This is a genomic window from Paenisporosarcina sp. HGH0030, assembly GCF_000411295.1.
GTDB lineage: Bacteria > Bacillota > Bacilli > Bacillales_A > Planococcaceae > Paenisporosarcina.
In genome coordinates, this window is sequence record NZ_KE150421.1 from 1,657,887 (window position 1) to 1,669,575 (window position 11,689).

Below are 11,689 nucleotides of genomic sequence, written 5' to 3' on the forward strand. Positions count from 1 at the left end.
CCTGTTTTCAAATGTTGTTAGGAAGGAAGGCTAAGAGCCCGACATCGTGTCGGAACGCCTTCATGATCAACATCCGATTGAACCAAGCTTAGGTGCGGGCTGGCACTTGTAGCTGGACCGCACAATTAATGTAAAAGCGACTGAAGATATAATTTCAGTCGCTTTTTCTTTTCCCGAAGCCTACTCAAGAGTGTTTCAGACGCGAGTGATGATTTTTCCGATGTCACCATCTTTTCCTCAAACTGAGATTTCGCACTAGTAAAGTTCAATGAATAGCCACCCCCGTGCACTGGTACGTATGATACACTTAAAAGAAAAAAGGAAGTATTCATAAATGAAACGTTTTAAATTTATCATTCCGATTATGGTAGTCGTCGCGGTTCTTTCGTTATGGCACTTAAGCACAGATTATTCAGAGGTTCCTCTTGCAACACGTATTTTGATTGCAGCAGGCGGTTCCGTCGTGTCAGGCATTATCTCCTACTTTATGCTGAGAAAAGATGTTCATAAAGTCGACCCAAAACCTGCAGAACCTACCAATAAAAAACGCTAAATATATTTACGTGCACTATAAATATGGACAACAAATACTACCTCCAATTGTTAGTTGTGTCTAACAATTGGAGGTGCAGTTCATTTTGACGGTGCTTTCTCTTTCCTTTCGAGACTTCTTAAAAATCTCATAGACACCTTTTACCTCAAAATTTATCGCTCAAGCACATCTCAACACCAACTTCACTTGTTGAGACACCTCTCACCTCAAAACAAAAAAACCTTCCCTAATCGGGAAGGTTCATAATTATTTCATTTGATATATACGTGTTTCAAATGGTGCCATCTCGAAACTATTCATTTCTTCGTGAGGTTGCACGTCTTTGTTCGCCAATAATAAGTTATCGAAATTAAATGCGGACTCCGCCATTTTTTCAATGGACACGGTATTTGCTCCCAAATTGGAAATGACAACTACTTGTTCGTCACCCAAAGTACGCGAATAAGCATATACGTATTCATAATCAGGCAGCAATAAATCGTACGTGCCATACGTAAAAACATCGTGTGATTTTTTCAGTTGAATCATTTTTTTGTAAAAATGATAGATGGACTGTTCATCTTTCAACTGGTTTTCAACGTTGATGTCAACATAGTTTGGATTGATGCCAATCCAAGGAGATGCTGTAGAGAAGCCAGCGTTTTGTTCAGACGACCATTGCATCGGGGTACGTGAATTATCACGGCTTGATGACCAAATGATGTCCATGATTTCTTCATGCGTCTTGCCTTCACTTATCTTAGAAGCGTACATCCCTTTGATGGCCACATCATTATAATCTTCAATCGATGCGAACTGTACATTGGTCATGCCGATTTCCTGACCTTGATAAATGAATGGCGTTCCTTGCATGAAGAAATACATAGCTGCGATAGATGTTGCACTTTCGTACCAGTACTCTTTGTCGTTCCCCCATGTGGAGACGATGCGGGCTTTGTCATGATTTTCGATGAACAATGCGTTCCAGCCATTGTTCTCAAGCCCCTTCTGCCAACGCGTCAACACTTCTTTAAGACCTTGGATATCCAGTGTTTTCTTACCTTCAGCATCCCATAATCCCAAGTGATCGAATTGGAACACCATATTGAACTTACCGTTCTCTTCTCCAACCCATTGATCGATTTCGTCGACACTGACACCGTTTGCTTCGCCAACAGTCATGATATCATATTTTGAAAACGTCTCTTGCTTGAGTTCTTCAAGGAATGGTTGGATTCCCTCGACGTTCATATATTTTTCCCATGCGTGAATATATGGTTGATCCGTAACGTTTTCCATATCTGAAAACGTTTGGTCTTTTTTAATATGGCTGATTGCATCCACTCGGAAACCATCAATGCCTTGATCCAGCCACCAATTAATCATGTCATAAAGGGCTGTTCGCACGTCACCATTTTCCCAGTTCAGGTCAGGTTGTTTTGTCGAGAAGATGTGTAAATAATATTGCCCACTTTCTTCATCCAATTCCCATGTTGAACCGTTGAAAATACTTTCCCAGTTGTTCGGCTCTTTGCCATCTTTGCCGTCACGCCATACGTACCAATCACGTTTCGGATTGTCTTTTGACGATTTGGACTCGATAAACCATTGATGCTCATCACTCGTATGATTAATAACCAAATCAATAATCAGCTTCATCCCACGTGCGTGAACTTCTGACAACAATTGAGTGAAATCGGCCATCGTGCCAAACTCATCCATGATGTCCTGATAATCGCTTATGTCATAGCCATTGTCATCATTTGGTGATTTGTACATCGGACAGATCCAGATAACATCAATGCCTAAATCTTTCAGATAATCCAATTTTGAAATGATTCCTTGAAGATCGCCAATGCCATCTCCATTTGAATCCATAAAACTACGAGGATACACTTGATAAACAATTGCTTCTTTCCACCAGTTTCTAGTCAAATCTTTACCTCCTTCAGTCTTTCAAGATAACTGCACATTTCATTTTTCATTTAACTTTTTTCAACTTACCTGTTTTACTTCACATCACCAGCCGCTTCTCCTAAGATCCCTCTCGGTCGAAAACTTATGAAGACTATTTATAACAATTTCATATGTATTAATCATTCTGTAAGGGGTCTCAACTTTGCCCCATCGATGTTGATATTGAATTTCCAAAATACGAAGAACAATGGAATCATGACTCATTGGAACGGATACCATAGACGCAACTTGCATAAAAAACGTTACTTTTCTTATGAGAAAGTATGTATGCTGCCATCGAAGAGATAATGATGATAAGAATGATTACGCTCGGGGTCATAATCATGAGGGTATTGAAAAAAATATTGGAACGAAATCCAAACGCTCTAAAATATCATTGTCATCATCCATATGAAAACAACGAAACATATAAAGTTCATTGTCCCAGCAAATAGAACATTTCTTAAAATATGAAAACGCTTGCATAAACTTTTCAGGAATCTGTGCAAACGTTTTCACAAATAGGTAAACTTATCGTATCACATGACGTTTCTTCATTCAATAACACTTTTTATATTATTCAATTACTTTATATTACTTAATGCGTAATTCACTTTCTTTATCAAAGAAGTGTCCTTTTTCCAAGTTGAGTGCAAGATTGATTATATCGCCAGGCTGAACATTGCTGCTTGCATCTATTCGTGAGATGAATTCTTGATTGTCGATGTTCGAGTAAACCATCAATTCCGCCCCAGTAAGTTCTGATACTTCCACTTTTACAGGCAAAGTTGGTGATCCAACAGGTGCTTCATTTGAAATATGTTCAGGACGAATTCCTAAGATTACTTCCTTACCTTCGTAGCCTTGCTCTTTTAAGTAAGTTGCATGTGAAGCTGGAATTTCAAGAGAAGTTTCCCCAATCACAAAATGTCCTTTCACGACTTTTCCATTGAAGAAATTCATAGAAGGTGAACCGATGAAACCACCAACGAATACATTATCCGGCTTATCATATACTTCTTTTGGCGTGCCGATTTGCTGAACGAGCCCGTCTTTCATAATGACAATACGTGAAGCCATTGTCATTGCCTCTGTTTGATCATGTGTTACATAAATAGTTGTTGTCTTCAGTCGTAAATGTAATTTGGCAATTTCAGCACGCATTTGAACACGCAACTTTGAATCAAGGTTCGATAATGGCTCATCCATCAAGAATAGATTGGCATCACGGACAATCGCACGACCTAGTGCCACGCGCTGACGTTGACCGCCTGATAGTGCTTTTGGTTTGCGATCCAAATAAGGTTCCAAACCAAGAATTTCAGCAGCATTTTTTACACGTTCTGCAATTTCATCTTTCGGGAACTTACGCAATTTCAATCCGAACGCCATATTTTCAAATACCGTCATGTGAGGGTAAAGTGCGTAGTTTTGGAAAACCATTGCAATATCACGCTCTTTTGGCGGAACATCGTTCATGCGTTTGCCATCGATATAAAAATTACCATGCGAAATATCTTCAAGACCTGCAATCATACGCAATGTGGTCGACTTCCCACACCCTGAAGGACCAACGAAAACAATAAATTCTTGTTCTTCTACATGCAAGTCAAAATTTGAAACGGCAGTAACGTTGTTATCGTAAACTTTTGATATGTTTTCCAACACTAATTTTGCCAATCCATACACGTCCTTTACTTATTTTTTCTCTTCTTCGCCTGACCATACCAGTAAAGCAGCACCAAGCATACCAGCTTCATTGCCAAACGTCGCTCTTCTTACTTCCACCGGCTTCAGCAACAACGGTTCGAGTGCCTCCAGTAAGTGAGACCACCATCCATCTGCCGATTCGGAAACACCGCCGCCGATTACAACACAATCCATATCAAGGACTGCCTGTAACGAACTGATAACAATAGCCAAATCACCCGTGAATTTTTTCGTGATAGCTAATGCTTCCGTATGGCCTTCACCAGCAAGTTCAAACATTCGGTTCGGTGACACTAACTGATTTTGATTATCCACAATATTACGTTCAGCAATAAAGCGTCGCAGCGCCGTCCCTGAAACATATTGTTCACTGCAACCCGGTCGACCACATGCACAGATGTGACCATTCGGATATAAAATCATATGACCGACTTCCCCCGCACCGCCGTGGGCTCCATTCATAACGTGACCATCGATGACAAAACCGCCACCCAGTCCAGTACCAACCGTTAAACAAACCGTGCGTCGGAAACCTTTTGCTGCGCCAAGTCGATGTTCAGCAAGACCGGCACAGTTCGCATCATTATTGACCTCGACTCGAAGCCCTGTCGCTTTCTGTAAAAGCGCTTTCACTTCTGTGCCTTGCCAGCCGGGCAATGTCTCGGTTTCGAAAGTGATCACGCCTTTTTCCGCGTCCACCATGCCTCTCGTGCCAATCCCAATCGCCTCGATGTGAGGATGATTCTGTAAAAATTCGACTACCTTTTCTTCTAAATAAGGATACAAAGGGATCTGAGTTGGAACAACATGATCTTCAATCACTTGTCCCGTCGAATCGACAACGCCGAATCGAATCTTCGTCCCTCCAATATCCACACCAAGGACTACCATCTACTCTTGACCTCCATTATATTGAAATCTATTAAACGATGAAGTTATCTTTTTTATCATACATGATTTTACCGATTCGTCTATATTTGATTTTTCACAAAATTCATTCCGACGCAGATGAATAAAAAACCAATGCCTCATATGGTCGCAACTCAATTTTATCAAGCAGATCAACAGAAGGATAATTATGGCTGATCAGTTTACTATTACAAATATAGTTTTTCACGACATCCTCTTTTAGTAAAATTTCATCCTTACTGAAATTACATAACACCAACAGGCTTTCTTTCTCAGCTCTGCGTTCATAAGCAAATAGCTGTGCATGATCCTTGAATAATATTTTGAAGTCACCGATTGTGATAACGTCCAGCTGTTTTCTCAACTTGATCAGCTGCTGATAATGTGCAAACACCGACTGTTCACTCTGTAAATCATTCGCCACATTAATTTCTGAATATCTCGGATTAACTTCGATCCACGGAGTCCCCGTTGTAAAACCACCATTTTTTTCAGATGACCACTGCATCGGTGTGCGTGCATTATCGCGACCTTTTGCATAAATGGATTGCATAACGGTATCGTGATTGGCACCCTGCTCCATTTTTTCATGATACATATTTAATGTTTCCAAATCTTTGTATTGGTCAATTGTTTCGAATGCCACATTCGTCATGCCAATTTCTTCGCCTTGGTAAATATAAGGTGTCCCTTGCATCATATGTAAGCAAGTTGCGAGCATTTTTGCTGACTCCACACGATACTCCCCATCGTTACCGAAACGCGACACAATCCGTGGTTGATCATGGTTATTCCAATAAAGACTATTCCACCCTTTGTCTTGAAGCGAGATTTGCCACTTTTCAAGATTGTCCTTCAGATCGATTAAATTCAAAGGTTTTAGATCCCATTTACCATTAGAACCACTATCTAAATCCATATGTTCAAATGTGAAAATCATATTCACTTCTTTATTTTCAGGGTTCGTGTAATCGATTGCTTCCTTTGGTGAAGCTCCTGGCATTTCGCCAACTGTCAAAACGTCATAATGCGAAAGCACTTCTTGATTCATCTCTTGTAAAAAGTCATGTATCTTCGGACCGTTAATGAAATAGGGACTGCCATCCCCGTAAGCTTGTCCTTCATTTTGGGCACCATTAGGCAAACCTGGCTCCTTAGAAATGAAATTGATTACATCCATACGGAATCCGCCAATCCCTTTATCCAGCCAAAAACGCATCATGTCATACACCGATTGTCGCAATTCATCATTTTCCCAGTTTAAATCAGGCTGTTTTTTAGAGAACAAATGAAGGTAATAATCTTGTGTTGCGTCGTTCAATTGCCAAGCGGACCCACCAAAAACCGATCCCCAATTGTTAGGCGGCTGTCCGTTTTTACCCTGTGCCCATATGTAAAAATCTCGTTTAGGATTATCTACACTCGACTTCGACTCAACAAACCACGCATGTTCATCCGATGTATGATTGACGACCAGATCCATAATAATTTGGAGATTCCGTTCCTTTGCCGCTTCCAATAACTCATCAAAATCCGCCATGCTTCCGAATTCATCCATGATGGATTGATAATCCCGGATATCATAGCCGTTGTCATCATTTGGAGAATCGTATATCGGACTCAGCCAAATCACATCCACACCAAGCTCCACCAAATAATCCAATTTTGAAATGATTCCTTGTAAATCGCCGATTCCATCACCATTAGAATCATAAAAACTGCGTGGATACACTTGATACACAACACTTTTTTTCCACCAGTTAGTTTCAATATTCATGTCATTTCCCCCGTTAATTTTTGAAACTAGCGTACCATAATTTTCACTAGACCGAAAATTTTCATTTTTCTCTTATCTTGAGGCATAAAAAAAGAACCTACAATGTTTAGACGCTTGAAGATTCTCTTTAACGATATTTTAATTGTATGACACAAAATTAAAGCTCAATTATATTCCTTGGTATCTATTCAGTAATGAATCAAGCTCCTGGCTGCATGCGACTACGCTGGAATGCGTAAAACCAAAATGCTTTGCTTTGTAATACATTACTCTCCTTTTAATATTGATTTGTCCAAGTAAAAACATTTTAAGGTGAATATTTGTCATGATTACCCTTTCCTCCATTTAATAATTTTTGGTATTTTTTGTATACGAATTAGAGACGTTGTACACTCAAAGAACATCTTAACTAATTGGCTTTGTAAAAAAATGTCGCATTGTGGTGAGTTTTTAAAAATTCACTAATTTGTCACATTCACTAAATTATTTGATGTTTAATATTGAAAAAACATGTTTTTTCTGATTCGCAATTTTAGTAATACGAAATAATATTTTGTTCATCCAGGTGCTTCATGAATTTTATTTGTATTTGAATTTCCGGCAAGAGATTTACACAGTAAAAATGCTAATAGGATACCAATCATATCAACGCCTACATCAAAAAGTCTCCCATTGCGTTGAAAATATAGCTGTAGGATTTCTGTAAAAAACGCAAACATACTGCATAACATAAACGCATGGCCAAACCTTTTGATCGTTGTAAAAAGGAAGAAAAACAGAAGTCCAAAAGCAGAAATGTGACCGATTTTTTGTATCACATAGAACTCTTTCTCGAGGTGAATATCATGTGTAATAAACAAGTCACGAAAATTCGGTTTGACATCCAGATGAAAACTGATTGCTTGCTCATATAAAAAAGCGTGAGCATCCGCGGTACAGCCTGCGACTAATATCGTGACTATCCAGAATAACAGGAGGAGTGGTTTTAAACATGTGGAAAGCGCCATGTTAGTTCAACTCCAGCCCAGGTAGAAATATACTCTTAATAAAATTTTTAAGCTTTATTAATAAATAAAACAAAACCGCACATCCTTTCATCGAATGTCATGTAAAGCGGATATGAGGAAAGACTATCTGTGGCTATTGAAAAGGTTGACCACAATTTCTATCAGTTATTCGCACAAAATAAATAAAAGCCGACAGAATGAACTGTCGGCCCGTGTTTTATGAATTTTGGTTACCTCTTAATTGTTGTTGGGCTTGTGCTACTAATCGCTTAGTGATTTCTCCGCCAACGGAACCGTTAGCACGCGATGTAGCGTTTTCGCCTAATTGTACTCCAAATTCTTGTGCAATTTCATACTTCATTTGATCCAAAGCTTGTTTTGCACCTGGTACTGACAATTTGTTGCTTGAATTGTTGTTTGCCATGTTACTCACCTCCTTGTTGCATATAGAATGTCTCATTTTTAAAAAATCATACAAGAAGGTTATATATTTTGTTCAAGAATGGATGTTTTTTATGAAGCAATTTAGGCTGACCATTGTTTTGTTGGAACAATTGAGGGTTTAGTTGAAAAAAAGTGTGGCTTAATTGGAAATAAGGAGATTTTAGTTGGAAAAATTGCAGCAATCGTTGGAATTATACCTATAGTGAAATCTATATGTGCCTATATTATTAATAACTCCTTTCATATATATAGAAACAGAAGGAGGATTCCGATGAACAAAGTGATGTATACCGTATATGAATGTTATAAAGAAGTTTTCAACCCACTTGAAATAGTGACGTCTATTTTTAGATACATTAAAATAACCAATTGGAAAAACCGTTTGATTCTTGCTACCATGCCAACTTCGTTACTTGTCTGTCTATTTCTGTATTTCAATAATTATTTTGTCCTATCCACACTAACTATTTTCATGGGATATTTAGTATATGCCATATTTGAATGTTATTTAAAACATGATATTTCCATTAACAACTCTATTTATCATTTCAAACAGGACTATGAAGAAGAAGTATCGACGTGGATTAACTTACTGGAACAGAAACTTCACTTTTCGCTTATGGATCTGAACAATCTCCAAATGCTAGAGGTCATTGTTCGAAATGAAATTGAAAATACCATGACCAAAAAATCGTTTGGAACCCGTATGAGTAGTTCCATTCAAATTTATTTAATTCCTTTACTAAGCTTTTTAGGCGGGATTCTCTTTTCCCAATCGATTACGATTCAATATTTGGACATGGTGTTCCTGGGAATTGTCTGGTTTTTCCTTCTCCTCGCAATTATTAATGTTATGGCACATACAATCTTTGACTTCTCGAGTCAAACGAAACTTCGGGATATTTTATCCTTGCTTTTGGAAATCAAACTCAACATTATTTCCTCACAGAAAAAATGATATTCCACACGAATTTAATTAGGCAATTCGATTGATTTTTAGATATGTTTGATTGATTTCCAGATAAACCATGTTGATTTAGAGATATTACCATACGAAATATTGATATGTACGAATGAATTTCAGATATCCACTTGTGAATTTCAGATAATCTATAAAAGACCTATTTTTCAACACAAAAAAACTTTTTGGAACTCAAGCCAGAAGGTTTTTGCTTTGATTATAAGGAAATAATGCTTACATCGTTCTTCTGACAAGGTAAGAGAGTTCTTAAGGTTAACCGAGAATAATAAAATAATGAAACGACACATTTACACAAGGAGGTACATATGAATGAACAAAATATCACTAATTTAGTTGCTATCCTGCAAGACATTCAAATTGAGCTACATCACATCAGTGATTCGTTACATACGTTAGCACACCATCCTCCCATCCACGATAAAAGTTTCAACGGAATGGAAGAAAAATTAAGGCGCATCGCCTGTTTTCTGGAGGATATCTCATATAAAAAATAAATGATATGTAAATTTTTTGATACAAAAACCCACTAGAACCAGCTCTAGTGGGTTTCGTGCGTAAACTCCTATATTCATTTCACAGATACGCGATTGCGACCTGCTCCTTTTGATAAATAAAGAGCTGCATCCGCTTTAGAAAATAATATACTGGAATCGTTGCCTTTTTCATACGTTGTCACACCAATGCTGACAGTCACACGTTTTTGAGTCCAGGAGCCATGATCGAGATTCAGTCGAATCCGTTCCGCCATCTCCCGTGCGCTTTCTTCATTCGTATTCGGAAGCAAGATTATGAACTCTTCTCCACCCATGCGGGCAACAACGTCGTGCTCTCTAGTCTCTCTTAAAAGCTTCCATGACAGCTCGCGAAGCACGGCATCGCCCATTGGATGGCCAAACGTATCATTGATCTGTTTGAAATGGTCGACGTCAATCAGCAACAAGGAAAAAGTCTCATTCTCTGAACTCTCCGCTAACTGAACGAGATCCATTAGTTTTTTCTCCAAGAAACGACGATTCTTCAATCCCGTCAGTGCATCCGTCATTGCAAGTTCCTGCAATTCCACATTTAAATCCAACAATTCCTGTTGTTTCCCTTCGACTTCTTTCAGTAACTCTTGCAATTTTCTGTTGGCTTCATCTGTATCATGAAGAATCCGCTCAGCATTTCGTCGAGCAAGCAACAGCTCATTCTCATACTCATCGCGCACTGCCATCTGAACCAGTACACAAGCAAATTGGTCATTGTGTTTAATCGCATTCATCAAAACCGGAAGATGATGTTCTTTACCTTTTAACATCAAATACATCTCATTGACTTTTCCGTGCAACATAATAGATGGAGCGAAGTAAGTTTGAAAATAAATGCGGGAAGGCACCGTCAAAATGTCATGTAAGTGAATAGGTGTATCTTCTACACCGAGCATATCACGCAAGGTACGATTCATTTCCACCACGTGAAAGCTTTGATTCATCACCAAATAACCACAAGGCGCCAAATCCAATTGCTCTTCCATTTAATTTCCTCCCTTCACTTCGTCAAATACGCTTTTATGCACGTCACAGTCTCTTCAGGATAACTAAGATGCGGATTGTGTCCTGTAGCTTCCATCAGCACAAACTCACTTGTAGTAATTTTCGTATGTAGGTATTCGCCTACTGCCACCGGGGCAATAGCATCGAATTGTGTCTGTAAAATTAAGGTTGGTGACGTAATTTCACCAAGTATATCACGCGAATCGGAAGTAAACGTCACTTCAGCAAACTTCCGTGAAATGACAGGATCATTCGAGCACAACGTGTTCTCAAAATTCTTTGTTATTGTTGAATCCGAATCTTCACCCATTACAACTGGCGCTAAATATTTCGCCCATTCCCGATAATTAATTTCCATCATATCTAGCAACGCATCAACATCCGATTTATCAAAGCCGCCAACATATCCTGGTTCATTCAAATAATGCGGTGAAGGACCAATCATTATTAATTTTTCTATTAGCCCGGGTCTCTCAATACTAGCCAATGCACCGATCATACTACTGACAGAATGCCCAACGAATACGATATTTTCCAACTCAAGTGCGTCACACACATCAATTACATCTTGGGCATACCCATTCAAAGAATCGTATCGTTCTGTCGAATACCTAGACTTATCACTGTTGCCAGAACCGACATAATCAAACAGGACTACACGATAATCCGTTGAAAATGCTGGTGCTACATCACGCCAAACGGACTGATCACAGCCAAAACCATGAGCAAACAATATAGTCTTTTGACCTTCCCCAAACACTTTCACATTATTCCGTTCAACTATATCATTGTACATTTACCTAATTTCTCCTTCGTGATGTATTCCATTATAGGTTAATT

The 11,689-nt window shown here is 38.7% G+C and carries 12 protein-coding genes; 3 read left to right on the forward strand and 9 right to left on the reverse strand.

Going from position 1 to position 11,689, the window contains the following annotated elements; all coding sequences use genetic code 11:
- The first annotated feature begins 334 nt into the window (after positions 1–334).
- Positions 335–553, forward strand: a complete 219-nt coding sequence (locus tag HMPREF1210_RS08085) for a hypothetical protein (RefSeq protein WP_016428161.1) — start codon at positions 335–337, stop codon at positions 551–553.
- A gap of 246 nt (positions 554–799) precedes the next feature.
- Here HMPREF1210_RS08085 and HMPREF1210_RS08090 read toward each other — a convergent pair whose 3' ends face one another.
- The 7 genes from HMPREF1210_RS08090 to HMPREF1210_RS08115 form a co-directional block, all read right to left on the reverse strand.
- A complete protein-coding gene (locus HMPREF1210_RS08090) occupies positions 800–2,467 on the reverse strand; it encodes an alpha-glucosidase (RefSeq protein ID WP_016428162.1) in 1,668 nt (555 codons plus the stop codon).
- Positions 2,468–3,082: 615 nt separating this feature from the next.
- Complete coding sequence (locus HMPREF1210_RS08095) at positions 3,083–4,168, reverse strand: ABC transporter ATP-binding protein (protein WP_016428163.1); 1,086 nt, start codon at positions 4,166–4,168, stop codon at positions 3,083–3,085.
- A gap of 18 nt (positions 4,169–4,186) precedes the next feature.
- The gene (locus HMPREF1210_RS08100) at positions 4,187–5,089 is read right to left on the reverse strand and encodes an ROK family protein (protein WP_016428164.1); all 903 of its coding nucleotides are present in this window, start codon (positions 5,087–5,089) and stop codon (positions 4,187–4,189) included.
- Between the two features lie 103 nt (positions 5,090–5,192).
- The gene (locus HMPREF1210_RS08105; RefSeq protein WP_016428165.1) at positions 5,193–6,884 is read right to left on the reverse strand and encodes an alpha-glucosidase; all 1,692 of its coding nucleotides are present in this window, start codon (positions 6,882–6,884) and stop codon (positions 5,193–5,195) included.
- Positions 6,885–7,052: 168 nt separating this feature from the next.
- On the reverse strand, positions 7,053–7,211 hold the full coding sequence (locus HMPREF1210_RS17640; RefSeq protein ID WP_016428166.1) for an aspartyl-phosphate phosphatase Spo0E family protein: 159 nt from the start codon (positions 7,209–7,211) through the stop codon (positions 7,053–7,055).
- Between the two features lie 230 nt (positions 7,212–7,441).
- On the reverse strand, positions 7,442–7,891 hold the full coding sequence (locus HMPREF1210_RS08110) for a VanZ family protein (RefSeq protein ID WP_016428167.1): 450 nt from the start codon (positions 7,889–7,891) through the stop codon (positions 7,442–7,444).
- Positions 7,892–8,108: 217 nt separating this feature from the next.
- On the reverse strand, positions 8,109–8,315 hold the full coding sequence (locus tag HMPREF1210_RS08115) for an alpha/beta-type small acid-soluble spore protein (protein ID WP_016428168.1): 207 nt from the start codon (positions 8,313–8,315) through the stop codon (positions 8,109–8,111).
- Positions 8,316–8,606: 291 nt separating this feature from the next.
- Here HMPREF1210_RS08115 and HMPREF1210_RS08120 point away from each other — a divergent pair, with 291 nt between their 5' ends.
- Positions 8,607–9,293 carry a hypothetical protein gene (locus HMPREF1210_RS08120; protein WP_016428169.1) on the forward strand — a complete coding sequence of 229 codons (687 nt, stop codon included), beginning with the start codon at positions 8,607–8,609 and terminating at the stop codon, positions 9,291–9,293.
- A 329-nt stretch (positions 9,294–9,622) separates the two neighbouring features.
- Positions 9,623–9,811: a hypothetical protein gene (locus tag HMPREF1210_RS08125; protein WP_016428170.1), complete on the forward strand. Its 189-nt coding sequence runs from the start codon at positions 9,623–9,625 to the stop codon at positions 9,809–9,811.
- 74 nt (positions 9,812–9,885) lie between these two features.
- Here the strand turns inward: HMPREF1210_RS08125 and HMPREF1210_RS08130 are convergent, their stop codons facing one another.
- The gene (locus HMPREF1210_RS08130; protein WP_016428171.1) at positions 9,886–10,830 is read right to left on the reverse strand and encodes a GGDEF domain-containing protein; all 945 of its coding nucleotides are present in this window, start codon (positions 10,828–10,830) and stop codon (positions 9,886–9,888) included.
- Positions 10,831–10,844: 14 nt separating this feature from the next.
- Complete coding sequence (locus HMPREF1210_RS08135) at positions 10,845–11,645, reverse strand: alpha/beta fold hydrolase (RefSeq protein ID WP_016428172.1); 801 nt, start codon at positions 11,643–11,645, stop codon at positions 10,845–10,847.
- Positions 11,646–11,689: the final 44 nt, after the last annotated feature.